18 protein-coding genes, 1 other RNA gene and 1 riboswitch are annotated in these 22,287 nt (G+C 37.3%); of the genes, 9 read left to right on the top strand and 10 right to left on the bottom strand.

Going from position 1 to position 22,287, the window contains the following annotated elements; genetic code table 11:
• Positions 1-2: 2 nt before the first annotated feature.
• The 3 genes from ACPT8O_RS05545 to proQ are packed head-to-tail and all read right to left on the bottom strand — an operon-like array spanning position 3 to position 4,280.
• Entirely contained in the window at positions 3-1,472 is a 1,470-nt protein-coding gene (locus tag ACPT8O_RS05545; protein ID WP_041175351.1) for a L,D-transpeptidase family protein, read from the bottom strand.
• A gap of 60 nt (positions 1,473-1,532) precedes the next feature.
• Complete coding sequence (gene prc, locus ACPT8O_RS05540) at positions 1,533-3,614, bottom strand: carboxy terminal-processing peptidase (protein ID WP_021035365.1); 2,082 nt, start codon at positions 3,612-3,614, stop codon at positions 1,533-1,535.
• Between the two features lie 27 nt (positions 3,615-3,641).
• Entirely contained in the window at positions 3,642-4,280 is a 639-nt protein-coding gene (gene proQ / locus ACPT8O_RS05535; RefSeq protein ID WP_021035366.1) for an RNA chaperone ProQ, read from the bottom strand.
• A 183-nt stretch (positions 4,281-4,463) separates the two neighbouring features.
• On the opposite strand from proQ, the gene ACPT8O_RS05530 reads away from it, so the two are divergent.
• Both ACPT8O_RS05530 and ACPT8O_RS05525 read left to right on the top strand, forming a co-directional pair.
• Positions 4,464-5,714 carry a paraquat-inducible protein A gene (locus ACPT8O_RS05530; RefSeq protein WP_021035367.1) on the top strand — a complete coding sequence of 417 codons (1,251 nt, stop codon included), beginning with the start codon at positions 4,464-4,466 and terminating at the stop codon, positions 5,712-5,714.
• Positions 5,698-8,343 carry a PqiB family protein gene (locus ACPT8O_RS05525; protein ID WP_021035368.1) on the top strand — a complete coding sequence of 882 codons (2,646 nt, stop codon included), beginning with the start codon at positions 5,698-5,700 and terminating at the stop codon, positions 8,341-8,343. The genes ACPT8O_RS05530 and ACPT8O_RS05525 overlap by 17 nt, the downstream gene beginning before the upstream one ends.
• Positions 8,344-8,397: 54 nt before the next feature.
• Here the strand turns inward: ACPT8O_RS05525 and moaE are convergent, their stop codons facing one another.
• The 4 genes from moaE to moaA form a co-directional block, all read right to left on the bottom strand.
• Positions 8,398-8,850: a molybdopterin synthase catalytic subunit MoaE gene (gene moaE / locus ACPT8O_RS05520; RefSeq protein ID WP_021035369.1), complete on the bottom strand. Its 453-nt coding sequence runs from the start codon at positions 8,848-8,850 to the stop codon at positions 8,398-8,400.
• Positions 8,851-9,096, bottom strand: a complete 246-nt coding sequence (gene moaD, locus ACPT8O_RS05515; RefSeq protein WP_021035370.1) for a molybdopterin synthase sulfur carrier subunit — start codon at positions 9,094-9,096, stop codon at positions 8,851-8,853.
• A gap of 1 nt (position 9,097) precedes the next feature.
• Positions 9,098-9,580 carry a cyclic pyranopterin monophosphate synthase MoaC gene (moaC, locus tag ACPT8O_RS05510; protein ID WP_005650053.1) on the bottom strand — a complete coding sequence of 161 codons (483 nt, stop codon included), beginning with the start codon at positions 9,578-9,580 and terminating at the stop codon, positions 9,098-9,100.
• A 91-nt stretch (positions 9,581-9,671) separates the two neighbouring features.
• Entirely contained in the window at positions 9,672-10,685 is a 1,014-nt protein-coding gene (moaA, locus tag ACPT8O_RS05505) for a GTP 3',8-cyclase MoaA (RefSeq protein ID WP_021035371.1), read from the bottom strand.
• Positions 10,674-10,815, bottom strand: a riboswitch (molybdenum cofactor riboswitch). Its footprint overlaps the gene before it by 12 nt.
• 315 nt (positions 10,816-11,130) lie before the next feature.
• Between moaA and ytfE the strand changes: the two genes are divergently transcribed.
• Positions 11,131-11,802 carry an iron-sulfur cluster repair protein YtfE gene (ytfE, locus tag ACPT8O_RS05500; RefSeq protein WP_021035372.1) on the top strand — a complete coding sequence of 224 codons (672 nt, stop codon included), beginning with the start codon at positions 11,131-11,133 and terminating at the stop codon, positions 11,800-11,802.
• A 75-nt stretch (positions 11,803-11,877) separates the two neighbouring features.
• Here ytfE and rnpB read toward each other — a convergent pair.
• Positions 11,878-12,254, bottom strand: an RNA gene (gene rnpB / locus ACPT8O_RS05495) — RNase P RNA component class A.
• Between the two features lie 160 nt (positions 12,255-12,414).
• Here rnpB and ACPT8O_RS05490 point away from each other — a divergent pair.
• Together ACPT8O_RS05490 and ACPT8O_RS05485 are read left to right on the top strand one after the other, a co-directional pair.
• Positions 12,415-13,350, top strand: a complete 936-nt coding sequence (locus ACPT8O_RS05490) for a KpsF/GutQ family sugar isomerase (protein WP_005665006.1) — start codon at positions 12,415-12,417, stop codon at positions 13,348-13,350.
• A 9-nt stretch (positions 13,351-13,359) separates the two neighbouring features.
• Positions 13,360-13,902: a KdsC family phosphatase gene (locus ACPT8O_RS05485; RefSeq protein ID WP_012054717.1), complete on the top strand. Its 543-nt coding sequence runs from the start codon at positions 13,360-13,362 to the stop codon at positions 13,900-13,902.
• 117 nt (positions 13,903-14,019) lie between these two features.
• Here the strand turns inward: ACPT8O_RS05485 and yccS are convergent, their stop codons facing one another.
• Together yccS and ACPT8O_RS05475 are read right to left on the bottom strand one after the other, a co-directional pair.
• Positions 14,020-16,155: a YccS family putative transporter gene (gene yccS, locus ACPT8O_RS05480; RefSeq protein WP_021035373.1), complete on the bottom strand. Its 2,136-nt coding sequence runs from the start codon at positions 16,153-16,155 to the stop codon at positions 14,020-14,022.
• 67 nt (positions 16,156-16,222) lie between these two features.
• Positions 16,223-16,888: a curli polymerization inhibitor CsgI-related protein gene (locus tag ACPT8O_RS05475; protein WP_021035374.1), complete on the bottom strand. Its 666-nt coding sequence runs from the start codon at positions 16,886-16,888 to the stop codon at positions 16,223-16,225.
• Positions 16,889-17,087: 199 nt separating this feature from the next.
• Here ACPT8O_RS05475 and sohB point away from each other — a divergent pair, with 199 nt between their 5' ends.
• From sohB to rsxC, 4 genes are all read left to right on the top strand, one after another.
• Complete coding sequence (sohB, locus tag ACPT8O_RS05470; RefSeq protein ID WP_021035375.1) at positions 17,088-18,149, top strand: protease SohB; 1,062 nt, start codon at positions 17,088-17,090, stop codon at positions 18,147-18,149.
• Positions 18,150-18,432: 283 nt separating this feature from the next.
• Entirely contained in the window at positions 18,433-19,011 is a 579-nt protein-coding gene (gene rsxA / locus ACPT8O_RS05465) for an electron transport complex subunit RsxA (protein ID WP_005631902.1), read from the top strand.
• A gap of 87 nt (positions 19,012-19,098) precedes the next feature.
• Positions 19,099-19,680 (top strand): electron transport complex subunit RsxB, encoded by a 582-nt coding sequence (gene rsxB, locus ACPT8O_RS05460; RefSeq protein ID WP_005631904.1) that lies wholly within the window; start codon positions 19,099-19,101, stop codon positions 19,678-19,680.
• Positions 19,681-22,287, top strand: a complete 2,607-nt coding sequence (gene rsxC, locus ACPT8O_RS05455; protein ID WP_054249408.1) for an electron transport complex subunit RsxC — start codon at positions 19,681-19,683, stop codon at positions 22,285-22,287.

Genomic DNA, 22,287 nt, shown 5'->3' with positions numbered 1-22,287 from the left:
TTTTATTGAAGATATTTTTTTACGAGATCCCAATTAATCTCCGCAAGATTAATCTGGCGATCATAACCATAAATATCAGGTAAATTTACAATATTTCCGTTTTCAATCCACGCAGTAACATAATATAAAAAGACAGGATTATCCGAGCGTATCGGTGCAGAAGTGGTTTTTTTACTTGCTAATACTGTATTTTTTCGAGTTTCTGTCCAACCTGCTTCTTTTAATAAAATACTTGCCAATTGATCTGATTTTTCAATGCGTACACAGCCAGAACTTAACGCACGATTCTTACGATTAAACAAGCCATGATTTGGCGTATCGTGTAAATAAATTGCATCAGAACTTGGCATATTAAATTTATAATTACCTAATGCACTATCGCCAGCCGCTTGTCTAACTCGATAAGGAAATTTATTACCAATAGATTCCCAATCAATAGAAGCAGGATCAACAACATTGCCTTGATTATCTAAAATTGAATAATTATGCTCCGTAATATAATTTGGATCGGCTTTCATTTTTGGCAGTAAATCTTCATTAATTAAGCGAATTGGCGCATTCCAAGGCGGATTTACAACCACATTACTTAATTTGCTATACATCACAGGGGTTCGGCGCGAATTTTTGCCAACAATTACCCGAGATTCTAAAATTAAATCGCCATCACGATAATACTGTAATTTATAGCTTGGAATATTCACAAAAATTCCATTATGAAAATCAGGAATCACACGTAAACGCTGTGCATTCATTGCCAGTTTTTGAGCAATATTTGATTCTTTAGAAGTCGGAATAAACATCGGCAATGATTGAACTGTTTGGCGATATAAATGATTTTCTCCCGCTAAACTTTGTATGAAATCAAGAAGTTGATTATTTTCCACCGCACTTAACCAGCGTTGAATATGATCATTTTCAGGCTGTTTTGCTTGATATTGATCAGATGAATACAACCAATTCGATGCTTGAGAACGAACATTCTTTGTGTAATATAAATAATCTAACAAAATATCACTTAATAACACATCATAAGCCAATCCACCTTGTTGTTCTACCAATGCCAATGTTTCTAGTGAATTTGCCGACGATGTTGAAATACCGCTTGCCACCATTGCTGCATAATCACGTAACAATTGACGAGCTGCCGCATTGTCAGTCCATAACGGGGCATACTTACGAGAAGCATATAAACGCGCAAGTAAGGACTTAAATTGTAACTTATGATCGCCTATTTCGTGTGTTAGCGTCATATTAAGCAATGTTTGTTTTTCTTCCGTTAAACGTTGCTGATCCGCATAAATGGCTTCTTCAAGCTCTTTTCTTTCTGCGAGTGACAAATGGGAAAGATTAATGCCGTTCAATGATTTAGATTGGTCATTTTTGCTCAAATCGGCTAAAACACAACCCGACATCATCATAGATAATGATAAGGCGAATAATGATAACTTTAAGGTGCTTTTAAACACGACCATTTCCTAAACCTTTATTAAAATGCTCTGCTCAAACAAAGTGCGGTCAAAACCATTTAGTATTTATTTTTTACTTTCCGTTTTTTCTTCAGATAAGCTATTTGCTTGATTAATTTTCTGATCTGAATTAAAGATAACAAAATCAGCTGCCATTTTTTCAGCTTCTTTTAAGAAGAAATCTGGTGCTTCGTAATCTTTCGGCAAATCATCAATATCTTTCAACGCTTTCTTACCCTCACGTTTAAAACGTTCGTTCAAATCTTTTAAACGTCTTGCATCATCTTTATCATTCTCTGCTTTACGCATTTTATAATTCAATGATAGAAATTTTCGATCTCGGCGTTCATTTCTCACTTTCAATTCTTCATTCAATGCAACAAATTCAGGATCTTTAGCAATACGAGCAAGATGTTTTTCATTTAGAATATTTACTGCATTATCAATATAATCGATATTTCCTACTTCCATATAACTCGCTGATGGGATTTTATCCCAAGCAAGCGCATTATCTTCTTTATCTTCCCCATATTCTTTCGCATCTATAATTTCGGGGAAATTAATATCGGCTGCAACACCTTTTAATTGGGTTGAACCACCATTAACGCGATAAAATTTTTGAATGGTATATTGTAAAACACCCAACGGACTCTGATCTAAATCATAGATAAAATTTAACGATCGACTCTGTTGTACCGTACCTTTACCAAAAGTATTTTGCCCGATGATAATACCTCGACGATAATCTTGCATTGCTGCAGCAAAAATTTCTGATGCGGAAGCACTGTAACGATTAATCATCACAAATAATAACCCCTTATATTGTTGCGTAGCATCATCATCTTCGTGAACACGAATACGCTGATAAGCATCGCGAACCTGCACAATAGGGCCATCAGCAATAAATAAACCACTTAACGCCACCGCTTCCGTTAATGCACCACCGCCATTTTCACGTAAATCAACAATTAGAGCCTCAGCTTTTTGATTTTCTAATTTAACCAGTAGTTTTTTGACATCTTCGGTTAATCCAATATAAAAACTTGGAATTTTTATTACCGCAATTTTTTTCCCTGACACTTTTTCAAAAGTTAGTTTAGCCGCTTGATCTTCAATACGGACTTTATCACGCACCAAAGTAATAATACGTGATTTTCCCCCTTTAGCAGGCTCAATTTCCAAGCGAACTTTAGTGCCTTTTTTCCCTTTAATTTTTTCTACCAAATCTTCTAAACGCCAACCAACAACATCTTCAATATCGCCTGTTGCTTGCCCAACGCCAATGATTTTATCCCCAGGATGCAGCTTTTTACTACGTTCCGCTGGTGCACCAGGTACAAGAGATTTTATGCTAGTTTCATCATCTTCTGATTGTAAAGTAGCCCCAATGCCTTCCAAGGAAAGATTCACACTTTCATTAAAACTTTTCGCTGTTCTTGGGGAAAGATAACTGGTGTGAGGATCAATTTCACGCGCAAAAGCATTCAAATAAATTTGAACAATATCGTCTGCTTTTATTTGCGTTAAACGACGAATGGCTAAATTATAGCGTTTTGTAAGTTTTGCTTTGATTTCTGACCATTTTTTATCTTTTAATTTAAGATTAATAATGTCATTTTTTACGCGAGCATCCCAAAGTTTATTCGCATCAGCTTCAGTTTGTGGAGCAGCCGCTTTTTCACGATCAATTTCAATTTGATCTTGACCATTTAAATCAGGCTCTTTATCTAATAAAGATAACGCATAAGTATAACGTTCATAACGACGTTTGATCATTACATCATAAATCTCAAACGCAGCAGAAAGATCGCCTTGATTTAACTGATCATCTAACTTATTACCATATTTTTGACGAAGTTCGTCTATATCAGACTGCAAAAAAGTATTGTGGCTAAAATCTAAATTTTTAATATAACGATCAAAAATTTTCTCGGAAAAATCATCATCTAATTTAATCTTACGATAATGGGATTGAGTTAATCTCGTCGTTGCACGCTTAGTTGCCAGCTGGTTTTCTTCACTTATCGCTGGAATACTAATGTCACTTGGCTTTAACTTAGGTTGTACAGCAAATGCAGGAATTGCACTGCTCAAACATACCGATAACCACGCATAACAAATCACATTTTTTGACATTTTAAATTTCATAACCATTTCCGAGTCAATTTTCATTTATTAAGCAAATAAACGATCTGCAGCAACGTTCATAATCAAACCGTTTTCAAGTTCAACACGTGCTGAATCTTTTAATACTTCTACCACTGTTGCTTTTTTAGCATTATCTCCAGCTTTAACTTTCACAACAGAACCAACAGAAATTTGTGAAAAATCAACCGCACTTAGTGATAATTTACTCTGTTTTTTAAAGTTTTTATTCGCTGGTTTACGCGGACGCTGTTTTTGTTGTGCTTTTTTAGCCGCAGCTTCTGCTTTACGTTTTTCCGCAAAGCGTGCTTTCGCTTCAGCAAGTTGCTGTGCAGCGTGAGCAACGTGTTCTGTATCTAATACACCTGCAGGATTACCCTGTAAATCAACACGCACTGCACCTTCACGACAGCCATATAAATAACGCCAATTTGATGTATATTGACGAAGAGCCTGACGCAATTGGGTTTTACTTACGCGTTCATCATCTTGTAATGCTTCAGCTAAATCTTGAAATAAACCTATTTTTAATGGTTTTGCTTCGCCCTCTAAAACAAAGCAAAGAGGAAATTTTTCTGCTAAATAAGCAATGATAGCTTTTGCGTTGGTTAATTTTTGCACTTCCGTTTGCACATCTGTAACTTGAGATGATAATTGTGTGTCAGTCATAGTTATATCCTTGAGGCTATTAATAAAATGAAGATTTGCCTAGTTTATCGCACTTTTTACAAAATTAACAACGGATCCCGTTATGCTGAATAAATTTCACACAAAAATAACGCCAAGACTTCACAAATACGTTAAAACAACGATAGAATGGCGTGCTTTAATTCATAAAGAAAGACCACAAACGTGCCTAAAACAAAGCTAACTTCGCCTTCATTTCAAATTTTAAAATGCACAGAATGTGATGCTTGCATTAACGTGCCTTCTATTCTTCAATCAAATGAACAAGCCGAATGTCCACGTTGTCATCATCTATTAGCAAGTGGTACGAGGTGGTCATTACATCGTTGTGCAATGATTGCATTATCTATTTTGATATTAATGCCCTTTTCCTTGAACTACCCCTTATTAAGTTTACATTTATTAGGTATTAAAATTGATGCCTCTATTTGGGATGGCATTTGGAAAATGGCAGTGGGTGGTTATGAATATACCGCGTTTATGATCTTTATTTGTGCAGTAGTAATGCCGATTACTTTTGCACTTTTAGTTATTATGCTTTGGCTGGCTAAGATTTTTCAGATAAAACCACGTAGTGTTTTACTATTTCTTGGTTACATTAAAGCTTGGGTAATGTTTGATGTTTATTTAGTGGCACTTGGGGTAACCATATTTAAAGTACGCGAATATGCAACATTAGAAATTAATATTTATTTAATTCCTTTTATTTTTACCGCACTTTTAACCACGCTGCTTTTTATCAAACTTAATCTTTCCGCCTTGTGGCAGGAATTTTATCCTGAATGTACTCCAGTTTATACAAAACAAGCTGTTGAATTATGTCCTGCTTGCCATTACACCTTTACACAAAAATCTATCCATTACGATCATCAACAAAAAATTTGTTGTCCGCGCTGCCAGTCACCTCTTAATACATCGGATAAGCTAAAATTACAAGCGACTTGGGCAACCTTAATTGCAGGGATTATTATGCTTTTTCCTGCAAATTTATTACCTATATCTGGCATTTATTTAACAGGTGCATTATCTGAAGATACGTTAATTTCTGGGGTTATTTCATTTGTTAAATCAGGTAGTTATTTTGTTGCTTTTGTTGTGTTTTTTGCCAGTATTTTCGTGCCTATCAGCAAAATTTTTATTATGCTTTACTTACTTGCTTGCGTGCATTTTAAATGGCAACATTCTATTAAATGGCAAATGCGTTTATTGCATCTAGTACATTTTGTTGGACGCTGGTCTATGCTCGATTTATTTGTATTAGCCTTAATGATGTCGCTTGTCACACGCGGAGAAATCATTAATTTTACCGTAGGGCCAGGCGCATTTTATTTTGGCGCAGCCGTATTTTGCACTATGCTTTCCACCTCTCAATTTGATAGCAAATTAATTTGGAAAATTTATGACAGAGAAAAATAATTCCTCCTCAATAGAAGAAAAATATCAAGAAATAACAGCGAACTTACGTAAAACAAAACGCATTTCGCCTTTTTGGCTATTGCCTTTTATCGCATTATGTATCGGGGCAATTTTATTCTTCCAAATTGTGAAAGAACGCGGTACTAGCATTACAATTACTTTTACCAATGGTTCTGGCATTGTGGCAGATAAAACTCAAATTCGTTATCAAGGATTACAAATTGGCATAGTAAAAGAAGTTCATTTCACTGATAACCTACAAAAAGTAGAAGTTATTGCAAATATCAATCCTGAGGCTTCAAATATTTTACGTGAAGACACAAAATTTTGGCTTGTACAACCAAATGTTTCCCTTGCAGGCATTTCAGGATTAGATTCTCTCGTGTCAGGTAATTACATCACTCTTCAACCGGGTGATGGCGATCGTGAAGATGAATTTATAGCAGAAGAACAAGGGCCTATTGCGCAAGTTTCAGCAGGAGACTTGTTGATCCACTTAATTTCTGATGATTTAGGTTCGATTTCTATTGGTGCGTCCGTTTATTTTAAAAAATTACCTGTAGGAAAAATCTATGATTACCGTATTAATAAAAACAATAAAGTAGAAATAGATGTGGTCATTGATAAAGCCTATGCCAAGTTTGTGAAAAAAGATTCACGCTTTTGGAATATTAGTGGCATTAACGCTAATATTAGCCCGTCAGGCTTAAACCTAAATGTAGAAAGTTTAAATGCCGTTGTACAGGGGGCGGTTTCTTTTGACTCTCCAGCTGACAGCCCAAAAGCAAATGAAAATAGTCATTTCACGCTCTATACCAATTTAAAAGCGGCTAAACGTGGGATTGAAATTAAGGTAACTATTCCTGCCTCTACCGCTCTTATTGCAGGGCAAACGGAAGTTTATTCTCAAGATAATGCTATAGGGATTCTCGCCAAGCTAAGTGCGGTGGAAAATAACGATGAAATTTTAGAGGGCAGTTTATTGATAGATCCAAACCAAGCCTCTTTGTTTAAAGCGAATAGCAAAATTGTCCTACGCAATAAAAAAATAGATCTTGGCAATTTAGCAGAACCCAAAAAATTCTTTCGTGGCGAATATTTTGATGTGATTGCGGGAGACGGCGAAACTAAACATCAATTTAACGTGATTAAAGAAAATGAATTATTACTCAATGCGCCTAACACGTTAGTTTTAACCCTTACTGCGCCAGAAAATTATGGTGTAAGCGAAGGGCAAAATGTGTTTTATAACAATATGATAATTGGGCAAATTGTTTCACAAACAATAGATGTAAATGGCGTACAATTTAAAGCAGCAATTGCCTCTGAATACCGCAATTTAATTCACGAAGATACACAATTTGTGGCAGCAACCAATTTTGATATAAGCGTTGGATTAGATGGATTGCGTTTTGAATCCGCGACACCAGAAAAATGGTTACAAGGCGGTGTTCGAGTGCTGGCAAAACAAGCTTTGGGAAAAGCTAAAACCAGTTATCCGCTTTATCAAAATATCAGCAATGCTGAACATGGCATCACAGGAAATATTCTTACGCCAACGATAACCTTACACACCCAAACCTTACCAAGCATTGATAAAGGCTCTCTTGTACTATATCGTCAATTTGAAGTAGGAAAAATTTTAAGTATTAAACCTAAAACAAATAACTTTGATGTAGACATTTATATTTATCCTGCTTATCAACATTTATTGACAGATAAAAGCCGTTTTTGGGTAGAAAGTGCGGCAAAAATAGATGTAAGTCCAAAAGGCATTAGTATTCAAGCAACGCCACTTGCACGTTCCTTAAAAGGGGCGATTAGCTTTGATAATGGCGGTTCAGGCAATAATCGAACACTTTATGCAAATGAAAGTTATGCAAAATCCATTGGGTTTGTAATTACGTTAATCACAGATGATGCAACTAATCTTAGCAAAGGAATGAATCTGCGCTATCTTGGTTTAGATGTGGGGCAAATTGACAGTATTCAGCTTGATGCAAAAGCAAAACGCATTACTGCAAAAGCCCTAATAAATCCAAGTTATATGAATATAATTGCAAAAGAAGGGGCTAATTTTACGATAATCTCGCCACAAATTTCGGCTGGTGGAATAGATAACCTTGATAGTTTATTACAGCCTTATATTGATATTGAAATTGGTAATGGAAACACAAAAACACAATTTAATTTAGCGCAAACGGCACCACAACGTAATAAATTTAGCAATGGCACGCCGTTTATTTTAGAAACGCGTGATGCGATGAATTTAAGTGAAGGTTCGCCAATTCTTTATCGAGGTGTAGAAGTTGGCACAGTGAAGAAATTTGAACTTAATAGTCTTGGTGATCGTGTATTAGTGCATATTGCCATTATGCCGAAATATAGCCATCTTGTTCGACAAAACACAGAATTTTGGATCGCATCAGGCTACGACTTTAGCTTAGGCTGGAAAGGTGCGGTATTTAATACGGGTAGTGTTCAGCAGTTGCTAAAAGGTGGGATTTCTTTCTCCACACCAGCAGAAAAAGAAATTCAACCGCAAGCGCAGCCCAACAAACGTTTCTTGCTTCAAATAAACCGCCCTGAAGAAGTGCAAACTTGGGGAAGTGGCGCGTTATCAAAATAACATAAATGAAAATATTTAATCTGCACCTTAATGAATTAGGGTGCAGATAAGCTATTACCATTTTTCTAATGCTTCTTTATCACTCTCTCTTGCTTCAATCCAACGCTCGCCTTGATTGGTTTGTTCTTTTTTCCAAAATGGTGCTTTAGATTTTAAAAAATCCATAATGAATTCATTGGCGTGATAAGCATCTCCACGATGTGCGGAACTTACCCCCACTAAAACAATTTCATCGCCAGTTTGTAAAAGCCCAACACGATGAATTACCGATACACGTTGAATATCCCAACGTGCTTTCGCCTGTTCTACAATTTCACGTAAGGCTTTTTCTGTCATTGCGGGATAATGTTCTAAATACAAACTAGATACTGCATCGCCTAAATTAAGATCGCGTACTTTGCCCACAAATATAACCGTTGCGCCAACCGAATGTAGCTCAGAAAGCCATTGATAAACGGCATTTTGATCAAAAGGCTGTTCTTGTACCGCAATTTGAATATCCGTCATTTAGCCCCCTGTTACTGGTGGGAAAAAGGCAATTTCATCGCCATTTTTTACCGCACTTTCTAAAGGCATTAAGGTTTGATTAATTGCCACTAAAAGTTTACCTTTTTCCAGTGCCAATGCCCATTTATCGCCCTTTTGAGCAAGGTGTTCACGCACCGCTTCCGCAGTGGCAAAATCATCTTCTAATTGAATGACATCAATGCCAATTAATTCACGAGTTTGAGCAAAAAATAAAACATTTAACATCTTATTTTTCCTCCGCAATAAAATGGCCTGATTTTCCACCGCTCTTTTCTAACAAGCGAACTTTCTCAATCACAATGTCTTTCTGCACAGCTTTACACATATCGTAAATGGTTAAGGCTGCTACGCTTGCCGCAGTTAGTGCTTCCATTTCTACGCCAGTTTTTCCAGTTAATTTGCAAAGAGATTGAATGCGAACTTGGTTGGTTTCAAGTAACGGTTCTAAATTCACTTCTACTTTAGAAAGTAACAATGGATGGCAAAGTGGGATAAGCTCCCAAGTGCGTTTTGCGGCTTGAATACCCGCAATACGAGCAGTAGCAAATACATCGCCTTTGTGATGTTTTCCTTCCACGATCATGGAAAGAGTTTCTTTTGACATGGTGACAATGGCTTCAGCACGAGCTTCACGAACAGTTTCCGCTTTAGCAGAAACATCCACCATATTGGCTTCGCCTTGAGAATTGATATGTGTAAATGTAGTCATAATATAATAAAAGTGCGGTTAAAATATTGAATGTTTTAAATAAGCGACAAAAGGAAGCAGATGAATATTACCATTCATCTCACTTTGCTTTTTAGCCACCAATAGAAGCTAAATGATTTCTTACACCAGTATCGCCGATATGCAAATAATGATGTTCACGTTTGCCTTGAAGTGCGGCAAAAATACGAGCCTGTAAAATACCTTGCTGTTCGTGCGACTGCAATAAATCACGTAATTCAATGCCTTCTTCGCCAAATAAACAAAGATGAAGTTTACCTTTTGCTGACACTCTTAAACGATTGCAACTTGCGCAGAAATTCTTCTCATAAGGCATAATTAAGCCAATTTCGCCTGCATAATCAGGATGCGTGAATACTTTAGCAGGACCATCAGTGTGAGATTTCTGCTGTAATGTCCAACCATTTTTCAGCAATTTATCCGCTAAGATTTGTCCAGAAATATGGTATCTATCGAAGAAACTATCCATTTCGCCCGTTTGCATCAGTTCGATAAAGCGCATTTGAATTGGGCGATCTTTAACCCAAGCGAGAAATTGTTCAAATTCTTTATCATTCAGATTTTTCATCAAAACTGAATTGACTTTAACTTTGTTGTAGCCCACTTCAAATGCACGATCGATACCACGCATCACGTCATCAAATTTATTGATACCTGTAATTTGATGGAACATTTTGGGATCAAGGCTATCAACACTGACGTTAATAGACGTAATCCCTGCTTTCTTCCAATCAGCCACATCTTTTGCCATGCGATAGCCGTTTGTCGTGACGGCTAATTGACGAATGCCATCAATGTTAGTAATGCTTTCAGCAATAGAAATAAAATCTTTGCGTAAAGTCGGTTCCCCACCCGTTAAACGGATTTTCTCTGTGCCCATTTCAGCAAACGCTTGAGCAAGATGGGTAATTTCTTTTAAAGTTAAGAAACTTGGTTTGTTAGCTTCGGGTTGATAACCATCAGGTAAACAATAAGTACAACGGAAATTACACTGATCGGTAATCGACAGTCGCAGATAGTAGTATTGGCGTTGGAAAAGATCGACTAAGCGAGACTCTCCTACGTTTTTAATAGGAATGGATTGCATTTTACACCTTTCTAAATACGGAGAGGATAAACCGTTTCCAGCGTATCCCTGAATAACGTAGCGCGTTATTGGCTTGCCACCGTATTTCTTGTGAAACTTAGGCTAAACAAGCTCGGAGTTATGCGTTAAATTTGATTTGTCGTCATTCTAAAAGATTTCACTTCATAAACACAATCAATAATATTGATGAAAATCAGTATTTTCCTAAATTCTTAAAAATCAATTATATAAAAAAATACATAATGAATATAAGACTAGCTCATTAGTGATAATTAATCCTATTTATATTAATAACCATAAATTTTTAGCTGATTATTATGAGGTATTTTTATTGATTTAAATCATAATTTAATCAATAAATAAATTTCTCTACTTTTCATAATCAGAAAAATATCCTACTATTTTTATCGGATTTATTTTTACTTAATCAATATAGGAGTGATTTATGTCTTTTGCCCAACAAAAACTTAGCGAACTCGCTGTTTCAATTCCAGGTGCAACTAAAATTTTTCGTGAATATGATTTAGATTTTTGCTGCGGAGGTTCTGTATTATTAGAAGTCGCAGCACAACAAAAGAATCTTAACCTTGCTGAAATTGAAAAACGTTTAACTGATTTACAACAAAGTAAAGCAGAAAATAATGATAAAGATTGGACTTCGGCATCTTATGCGGAGATGATCGATCACATTATTACTCGTTTTCATAATCGCCACCGTGAACAACTCCCTGAATTAATTACATTGGCGGAGAAAGTAGAAAATGTACATGGTGATCGTGATGACTGTCCTATAGGCGTAGTCGCACAGTTAGAAAAAATTTATGCTGAACTTAGCCAGCATTTAATGAAAGAAGAACAAATTTTGTTCCCAATGATCAAAATGGGGAATTATGCTATGGCCTCAATGCCAATTCGTGTAATGGAAATGGAACACGATGAAGCGGGACAAGATGTGGAAGTGATCAAATCGCTTACTAATAACTGCACGCCACCAGCAGATGCTTGTTTCAGTTGGAAAGCCTTATATAGCGGTATTAATGAATTTATTGATGATTTAATGCATCATATTCATTTGGAAAATAATATTTTATTTCCACGTGTATTAAACGAAAAATAATTTAATATTCGTCAAAAATAACCGCACTTTAATCTATTCCGAAAAACAAACTAAAGTGCGGTCATTTTTACAAGCGTTTTGAGTTGGTCGATAAGCCGAGTTCTGTCGTGGACAATCATTCCTCTAGGCGACAAATTACTCTGCCGCTCAAGCAACCTACCCGAACTCTGGACGGGCCACCCATTGAGTTCCTATTTGGTCTTGCTACGAGTGGAGTTTACCCTGCTGCACGTTGTTACCAACGGCACGGTGCGCTCTTACCGCACCCTTTCACCCTTACCGTTTACACGGCGGTCTGCTCTCTGTTGCACTGGTCGTCGGCTCACGCCGCCCGGACGTTATCCGGCACTCTGCCCTGTGTAGCTCGGACTTTCCTCTCGTTTACTTGTCCCACTAGGTCGTATAAATACGGTTAAGGGCTTCAATAAACCAGCGATTGTCTAACCAACTCGGCACGTAGTATAGGGGCAATCACTAGTGCGGTCAATAAAATCCCCAATTTTTGAATATTGCTCATCAATCTTATAAACAATAATGCCTAATTTTTCATTCGTATTTTTTTAGGATTTCGCTAAAATAACGCCAATTTCAACCGCTCTTTTAGGAAGAAGAATGAACTATCTAAAAATTGCACAGGATTCCCTTTCAGTGGAAAGTAACGCACTTTTGCAACTCAGCCAACGCTTAGGCGACGATTTTAATCAAGTCATCGATCTTATTTTAGCCTGCGAAGGGCGTTTGGTAATCGGAGGGATAGGAAAATCGGGTTTAATCGGCAAAAAAATGGTGGCTACCTTTGCCTCTACGGGCACGCCAAGTTTCTTTTTACATCCGACTGAAGCCTTCCACGGTGATTTAGGAATGTTGAAACCAATTGATATCGTGATGTTAATTTCCTATAGCGGTGAAACCGATGATGTCAATAAACTGATTCCAAGTTTAAAAAATTTTGGTAATAAAATTATTGCCGTGACGAGTAACAAAAATTCCACGCTCGCACACCATGCAGATTATGTTCTAGATATTACTGTTGAGCGTGAAGTGTGTCCAAATAATCTCGCGCCAACAACATCCGCACTTGTAACGCTGGCACTTGGTGATGCGCTCGCCGTATCGCTCATTACGGCACGAAATTTCCAACCTGAAGATTTTGCTAAATTCCATCCAGGTGGCAGTCTTGGTCGTCGTTTATTATGTAAAGTGAAAGATCAAATGCAAACTCGCCTACCAACAATTTTACCGACCACCAATTTTACTGACTGCCTCACAGTCATGAATGAAGGGCGAATGGGCGTTGCCTTAGTGATGGAAAATGAGCAACTTAAAGGTATTATCACGGATGGCGATATTCGCCGCGCGCTTACAGCCAATGGTGCAGGAACGCTGAATAAAACAGCCAAAGACTTTATGACAAGTTCACCAAAAACTATTCATCAAGACGAATTTTTATCAAAAGCCGAAGACTTTATGAAAGCGAAAAAAATTCACTCGCTAGTCGTTGTTAATGATGAAAATCACGTAGTGGGTTTAGTGGAATTTTCAAGCTAAGGAATCCCGATGCAACAAAAATTAGAAAATATTAAATTTGTCATTACTGATGTAGACGGCGTACTCACTGATGGACAACTTCATTATGATGCCAATGGTGAAGCCATCAAAAGCTTTCATGTACGAGATGGTTTAGGCATAAAAATGCTGATGGATGCGGATATTCAAGTGGCAGTGCTTTCTGGTCGCGACTCCCCTATTTTACGTCGTCGCATTGCCGATCTTGGTATTAAATTATTCTTTCTTGGCAAACTTGAAAAAGAAACGGCTTGTTTTGATCTCATGAAACAAGCTGGCGTCACCGCCGAGCAAACCGCTTATATTGGCGATGATAGCGTAGATCTCCCCGCCTTTGCAGCGTGTGGAACTTCTTTTGCTGTGGCTGATGCCCCTATTTATGTGAAAAATGCTGTTGATCATGTACTTTCCACCCATGGCGGCAAAGGCGCATTCCGTGAAATGTCTGATATGATTTTACAAGCTCAGGGAAAATCCTCTGTGTTTGATACCGCCCAAGGTTTCCTAAAATCAGTGAAAAATATGGGACAGTAATAACTCATTCGTCAATGTTATTGCTTAATAAAAAATAAAGTGCGGTCAATTTTCAAAGCGTTTTAAAATCTCTCAAAAATCAACCGCACTTTTATCTTTATAACGATCCCATACTCTTTAACAAGACTCTTTCCTAAAATACTCATAGAACTGCGGTAAGAGTTGCGTAATCAAATTTAATTGCTGATACGGCAAACTAAAGACGGCGCGTTCTTCGGCAGTCATCTCTTGTTTTTCCAATTCTTTTAAATGTGTTTCGATACTTTCTTGCTGTTGGTTAAAAATAGCTTCGGGTATTTCTTCAATGTGTTCTAAGGTATAAATAATTTTCTTTGCCACAGGATAAAAACCAGATAAAAACTGTGCGGTCTGTTGCAAATTTTTCATTCTGTCGCGATAAGCGCCAAGGGCCGAAATATAGCTTAATAGAGAATAATTAAGCTTGAGTAAATCAAAGCCTTTTTGTAAATATGCCTTATATTTCACTGGTTCATTATTCATATTAGAAAGTGTTGTACTCAGTGCGGCTGCATATTGATGGGCATTGCGACGTGCTATGCGATATTTAAGATCGTCGCTTTTACCAAATTGCAATTGGCTAATAATATGCAATAAATACACCGCATCACTACGCAATGCTTGATGGCTCACTTTATCAAGTTGCAAATATTTCCAATCTGGCCATAAGTAAGATACGGCAAACCATGAAATCGCGGCACCAAGCAAAGTATCAAGTAAGCGAGGCATTAACGCAGCTGCCGTATCAAATCCCATGACATCAAAACTGAGCAATACTTGCAGTGTGATGAAAAAGGTTGAAAAGCTGTAATTATTACTACGAAAGAAAAAGAACAACGTGCTTGTAAGTACCACAAGACCCAGTTTTAATTCTAAAGTTGGATTTAAATAAGGTAATAGAGATCCCACCACTACGCCTAATATCGTGCCAATAATACGCTGACGTAAACGTACTTTAGTTGCAGAATAGTTTGGCTGGCACACAAATACAGTGGTCAATAAGATCCAATAACCAAGATTAAATTGGAAAAATTCAACAATTGCACAACATAAAAATACCACAATAGATAAACGCACTGCGTGACGGAACAACGGTGACTCAAAAGTAAAATGACTAAAAATCACCGCACTTATATTTTTTAACCCAGTGATTTGTTCCGTATGAATTTGAGCTAATTGTTCTGTATACGTCGTTTCTTGTGCCAATTGGCGAAGTTGCCAATTGATGCTTTGTAAATTATCTAACAAGGTTTGAATATCAATCAGTTCATCTTGATCATTGAGATGTTGTGTTCGATAGAGTTCAAAGGAATGCAAGGTGCCTAAAAGGGATCGTTCCACACGTTCATTAAAATGATAAGGTTTATTTTCACGCAAACTCGCCGTGATTTCTTTACAGGATTGTGCTTGTAGCTCTAATAAACGTTGAATACGGAAAATCAAATCTGTATTTTTTAGTTTTTCCGTTATTTGTTGATAATCAAAATGCGTAGAATTAGCCCGTTCGTGAATATCTTGCGCGGCAAAATAATAACGTAACATTCTCTGGGTACGAGGATGGCGATGTTGCCCTCGAATACGGTAAAAAAGTGCGGTGCGCACAATATTAAATGCCGTGACAACATTCGCATTTTTCATCGCGAAATTAAGATGTTTTTTTTCAATCTCAGCCACTTCGTCAGGATCAAAAAAACAGGATTTAGTATCTAAATATTCACCCAACGCACAAAACGCTTTAGCGACACTTTCTTGCACGGGGCGATTTGGGAAAAACAGGTAAACAATCAGAGTCACCACGCTATACAGCAAGGTACCGCATAAAATCATTACAGGGTTAATAAACCATACATTTACCTCTGGGATATAAGTTAATGTGGTGTAAAGCGCAACCACTAATGAACCGAAAGCAATAGTGCTATAACGCTGCCCCACGGCACCAATCATAGTGAAAATAAATGTCAGCACCGTCATTAACACAATATATTGGATAGGCTTGCCAATATGTAACTGCACAATAAAGGAAGAAATAGAAAAGGCAATAAGGGTAAAAAATACGTTTTTCAATCGTCCAGTTAAACGGTTATCTAAATCCACTAAACCGCCTGCAATAATGCCGAGAATCAAAGGCATTGATTGCGAAGAAATATCAAAAAACCATATTCCCACTGCCGCAATATTTACGGCAATAAAAACAGGAATTGTAGAAATTACTTTAGCATTTAACCGAATATTCATTTCAAATCCTTATCAAAATAGAAAAGTGAGCAACAAGGCTCACTTTTTATTGTATAAAGTGCGGTCATTATTTATGGGATTTTGCCCAATTTAAGAAACGTGTTTGAGTTTCTTTATCCGCTTGTTGGAACCAATATTGGAGCTGTTGCTCTGTAACATTTTCGCCCTGAATAACCACTTTGCCTTTATTCGCTTTTGCATTACCTGCTGGAGCAGCAACCATTGAATTAGCAGAAGTTGTTGCAGCAAATGCAGAAACTGATGCAGCTGCACCAGAAGCATTATATTCAGCAAGATCATTTAGCACATTAGCACTTGGGAATAAACCTTCTTGTTTTAACACATCCACTTTCGCTGAAATAGCATTACCTGATTTTGTTTTCACAGTAATATTTGGCATTTGATTGAATTTATCGCCACTGTCAAGATTACGAATAACTGGTGCAGAAATAACTAAATCTTCAGCATTACCTTGAAATGTCACAATCACAGGATTAGATTCAAAAAGAGATTGATTCGATCCTGAACCAACAATTTCATTTAAACGCACAACAACCTGATGGCTTTGGGTATCATCTACAGTAAATGTCTTAGCTTTTCCGAGAGATTTAGAGGCTTTTTGACCATCAATCGCTAAAAACTCAAGATTAGATGACGTAGAAACCATTCCAGCAAAGGTTGCCGTACTTGCGCATAAAGTGGCAAGACCTAATACAACAGCACGTAATTTCATAATTGCTCCTTTGGTATAAATGAAATACTCGCTTATGCTATGCCAAATTAAGCAAAATGAAAATATAAAAAGTAAGAATTAATTTAAAATTTTTTGTTATAAATAGCAAAAACAATCACAATGTTTTATTATGTTGGCGATCTACACACTAAACCAGTGTCGTGAAAATTTAATCCATTAAATATCAACGGGAGTAACAATGTTGAACGATATTTTAACAGGCTATGGAATTTTTATTTTGGAAATTTTAACAATTTTATTACTCATTCTTGCTATTGTTGGTTTGATTATTTCTTATCGCCAACATAAGAAGTCTAAAACGGGAGAATTAGAAATTAAAGATTTATCAAAAGAATTTAATGAACAAGTTCGTTTATTACGTGATTTTAATCTTTCTGAAGAAGAACTAAAACAGCAAGCCAAAGCAGAAAAAAAAGCTGAAAAACAAAATGCTAAAAAACGTAAAGAAAAATTGAAAAAAGGCGATACTTTAGAAGATGAAAAGAAAGCTTGCGTATATGTATTAGATTTTTGCGGCGATATTTCAGCCTCAGAAACAACCGCACTTCGCGAAGAAATTTCAGCTATCTTAAATGTCGCCAAACCTGAAGATGAAGTATTACTACGTTTAGAAAGTCCTGGTGGCATTGTGCATAATTATGGATTTGCAGCCTCTCAATTGTCTCGCTTAAAACAAAAAGGCATAAAATTGACCGTTGCCGTTGATAAAGTGGCTGCAAGTGGCGGTTATATGATGGCTTGCGTTGCCGATAAAATTGTATCCGCACCTTTCGCTGTTATCGGTTCTATTGGCGTTGTCGCTCAAATTCCAAATGTTCATCGACTATTGAAAAAACACGATGTCGATGTAGATGTAATGACTGCGGGCGAATTTAAACGTACAGTGACCGTATTGGGCGAAAATACGGAAAAAGGCAAACAAAAATTTCAACAAGAATTGGAAGAAACACATAAATTATTCAAACAGTTTGTCTCACAAAATCGCCCTTGCCTAGATATTGATAAAATCGCAACAGGCGAACATTGGTTTGGACAACAAGCCATTGAATTACAACTTGTCGATGAAATCTCAACGAGTGATGATTTAATTTTGGAAAAAATGAAAGAAAAACAGGTGCTTAATGTTAAATACCGTTTAAAAAAATCCCTAATAAAAAAATTCGGACGACAAGCTGAAGAAAGTGCGATAAATATCATTCATCGTTATAGTGCAAAACAGTCTAAAGACTTTATGTACTAAACATTTATTCACAAAAAAGACAGAAGTTTTTATTTCTATGTTTACAAGACAAATCTTTGTCATTAAGACACTCTCCAATCTTTAGGGGTTTTATTATATTTAATTCATAAAAAGATGGCAGTCAATTTGGTTCTTGGCCAAATTGGGACAATCTCCGAATGATTGAAAGTGGTATGAATAAAGACCAAAATCGCTATTTAGCATTTCCCCTTAGCAAAATTTTCTATTGTTCTTGCTTCCATAAATAGGGATAATAACGCCCCTATTCAAAAGGCAAAAAATAATGACGCACTATATTTTATTAATTATCGGAACCGCATTAATTAACAATTTTGTATTGGTAAAATTCTTAGGACTTTGCCCTTTTATGGGCGTATCCAAAAAAATTGAAACGGCTGTGGGAATGGGATTAGCAACAATGTTTGTTTTAACCGTTGCTTCCCTTTGTGCATATTTAGTTGATCATTATATTCTAATTCCCTTAAATGCCACTTTTTTACGTACATTAGTGTTTATTTTAGTTATTGCTGTAGTGGTGCAATTTACCGAAATGGCAATAAACAAAACAAGTCCAACATTATATCGTTTACTCGGCATTTTCTTGCCTTTGATAACCACAAACTGCGCAGTACTTGGTGTCGCACTATTAAATATAAATCTTGCTCATAATTTAACAGAATCTGTCGTTTATGGTTTTGGTGCATCTCTCGGCTTTTCCTTAGTATTGGTACTTTTTGCCGCACTTCGTGAACGTTTAGTCGCAGCTGATGTACCAGTCACTTTTCGCGGTTCAGCCATTGCTTTAATTACTGCAGGCTTAATGTCCCTCGCTTTTATGGGATTTACAGGACTTGTAAAGTAATAAAATGATTTACTTTTTAATGATAATAACTCTCTTAATTTTATTTATTGGGCTGTCTCAGTATTTTTCAGGAAAAAGAAAGAAATAATGACTTTTTTATTCATCGTAATTACGCTACTTGCTTTAATTTTCGGTGCAATTTTGGGCTTTGCATCAATTAAGCTCAAAGTGGAAGCTGATCCTGTCGTAGAGAAAATTGATGCTATTTTACCGCAAAGCCAATGTGGGCAATGTGGTTATCCTGGTTGTAAGCCTTATGCTGAAGCCATTTGCAATGGCGATGAAATCACAAAATGTATTCCAGGTGGTCAAACAACTATCGTAAAAATTGCCGAAATTCTAGGGGTTGATGTGCCAACAATGGATGGCGTAGAAGAACCTATCGAGAAAGTCGCTTTTATTGATGAAAATATGTGTATTGGCTGCACAAAATGCATCCAAGCCTGTCCCGTTGATGCCATTATTGGTACAAATAAAGCAATGCACACGATTATTCCCGATCTTTGTACAGGTTGCGAGCTTTGTGTTGCTCCCTGCCCGACAGATTGTATTTTAATGATTCCCGTGAAAAAAAATATCGATAATTGGGATTGGAAATTTGATGCAAAACTTGTTATTCCAGTAATGAATGTCGATGGCTCTGAAAAAAAATTGGTTGTGGGGGAATAAATGGCGGACGTATTATCTCGTTTCAATTCCGGTAAATTATGGGATTTCAAAGGTGGCATTCATCCACCAGAAATGAAATCTCAATCTAATTCACAGCCATTACGCCATCTGCCTCTCGGCACGGATTTTTACATTCCACTCAAACAGCACGTAGGAACAACAGGCAATCTCTTAATAAAAGAGGGCGATTACGTCTTAAAAGGACAAGCCTTAACAAAAGGCGATGGCTTGCGTATGTTGCCAGTTCACGCGCCCACTTCTGGCACAATTAAATCGATTAAACCTTATGTTGCCACCCATCCTTCAGGTCTTGATGAACCCACAATTCATTTACAAGCAGATAGTTTAGATCAATGGATCGAACGTAATCCTATTGATGATTTTTCAACGCTATCACCAGAACAACTTATCCACAAAATCTATCAAGCAGGTATAGCAGGTTTAGGCGGTGCGGTATTCCCGACTGCTGCCAAAATTCAGTCAGCAGAGCAAAAAGTCAAACTCTTAATTATCAATGGTGCAGAATGTGAGCCTTATATCACTTGTGATGACCGTCTTATGCGTGAACGCGCTGATGAAATAATAGAAGGCATTCGTATTTTACGTTATATATTGCGTCCTGAAAAAGTTGTCATTGCCATTGAAGATAACAAGCCTGAAGCCATAGAGGCAATCCGCAAAGCACTACAGGGAGCAAATGACATTAGCGTTCGGATCATTCCAACAAAATATCCCTCAGGTGCTACCAAACAACTGATTTATTTGCTCACAGGGATAGAAGTGCCAAGTGGTGCACGTTCGTCCAGCATTGGCGTATTAATGCAAAATGTGGGAACAATGTTTGCAATAAAAAGAGCAGTTATAAATGACGAGCCTTTAATTGAACGTGTCGTTACCCTTACTGGAAATAAAATCGCTGAAAAAGGTAATTATTGGGTTCGTCTTGGCACACCCATTTCCCAAATATTGAGCGATGTTGGCTATCAATTTGACAAGTATTTTCCTGTATTTGTGGGTGGGCCAATGATGGGACTAGAGCTTCCAAACTTCAATGCGCCTGTGACAAAAATTGTCAATTGTTTACTTGCTCCAGATTATCTTGAATATGCCGAACCTGAAGCAGAACAGGCTTGTATTCGCTGTTCTAGCTGTTCTGATGCCTGCCCAGTAAATTTAATGCCACAACAACTTTATTGGTTTGCGCGCAGTGAAGATCACAAAAAATCGGAAGAATACGCCCTCAAAGATTGTATTGAATGTGGGATTTGCGCCTACGTATGCCCAAGCCATATTCCTCTAATTCAGTATTTCCGCCAAGAAAAAGCAAAAATTTGGCAAATCAAAGAAAAACAAAAGAAATCAGATGAAGCCAAAATTCGCTTTGAAGCAAAACAAGCACGGATGGAACGTGAAGAACAAGAGCGTAAAGCACGTTCACAACGTGCAGCACAGGCTCGCCGTGAAGAATTAGCCCAAACTAAAGGGGAAGATCCAGTCAAGGCGGCACTCGAACGCTTGAAAGCGAAAAAAGCCAATGAAACAGAATCAACGCAGATTAAAACACTAACCTCAGAAAAAGGGGAAGTTTTACCGGATAACACAGATTTAATGGCACAACGTAAGGCTCGCCGTTTAGCTCGTCAGCAAGCAGCATCTCAAGTCGAAAATCAAGAACAATCTGTTCAGCCAACCGATGCGAAAAAAGCAGCGGTTGCAGCCGCACTTGCCCGTGCAAAAGCGAAAAAACTTGCGCAAGTAAATAGCACCGCCGAAGCTATTTCAAACGCTCAAACCACAGAAAATGAAGTAGAAAAAACACAAGAAAATTCAACCGCACTTGATCCGAAAAAAGCAGCTGTAGCTGCAGCGATTGCGCGTGCAAAAGCGAAAAAACTTGCGCAAGCAAATAGCACCAGCGAAGCTGTTTCAAACTCTCAAACCGTAGAAAATGAAGTAGAAAAAACAAAAAGTGCGGTAGAAAAAACACAAGAAAATTCAAGCGCACTTGACCCTAAAAAAGCGGCTATAGCTGCTGCTATTGCCCGTGCAAAAGCGAAGAAACTTGCTCAAGCAAATAGCACTAGCGAAGCTATTTCAAATTCTCAAACCGTAGAAAATGAAGTAGAAAAAACAAAAAGTGCGGTAGAAAAAACACAAGAAAATTCAACCGCACTTGACCCTAAAAAAGCCGCCGTAGCCGCAGCGATTGCGCGTGCAAAAGCGAAAAAACTTGCGCAAGCAAATAGCACCGCCGAAGCTATTTCAAATTCAAAAACCGTAGAAAATGATGAAGAAAAAACAAAAAATGCGGTAGAAAAAACAGAAGAAAATTCAACCGCACTTGACCCTAAAAAAGCCGCCGTAGCCGCTGCTATTGCGCGTGCAAAAGCGAAAAAACTTGCGCAAGCAAATAGCACCGCCGAAGCTATTTCAAATTCAAAAACCGTAGAAAATGATGAAGAAAAAACAAAAAATGCGGTAGAAAAAACAGAAGAAAATTCAACCGCACTTGACCCTAAAAAAGCCGCCGTAGCCGCTGCTATTGCTCGAGCAAAAGCAAAGAAATTAGCAAAAACACAAGCAACATTAGAAAATAATCAGGAATAA

It is taken from the genome of Haemophilus sp. HN_Hi08 (assembly GCF_049824455.1).
GTDB lineage: Bacteria > Pseudomonadota > Gammaproteobacteria > Enterobacterales > Pasteurellaceae > Haemophilus > Haemophilus influenzae_D.
The sequence above is the reverse complement of the archived record's forward strand: the minus strand, read 5'-3'. Positions and strand labels throughout refer to the sequence as shown.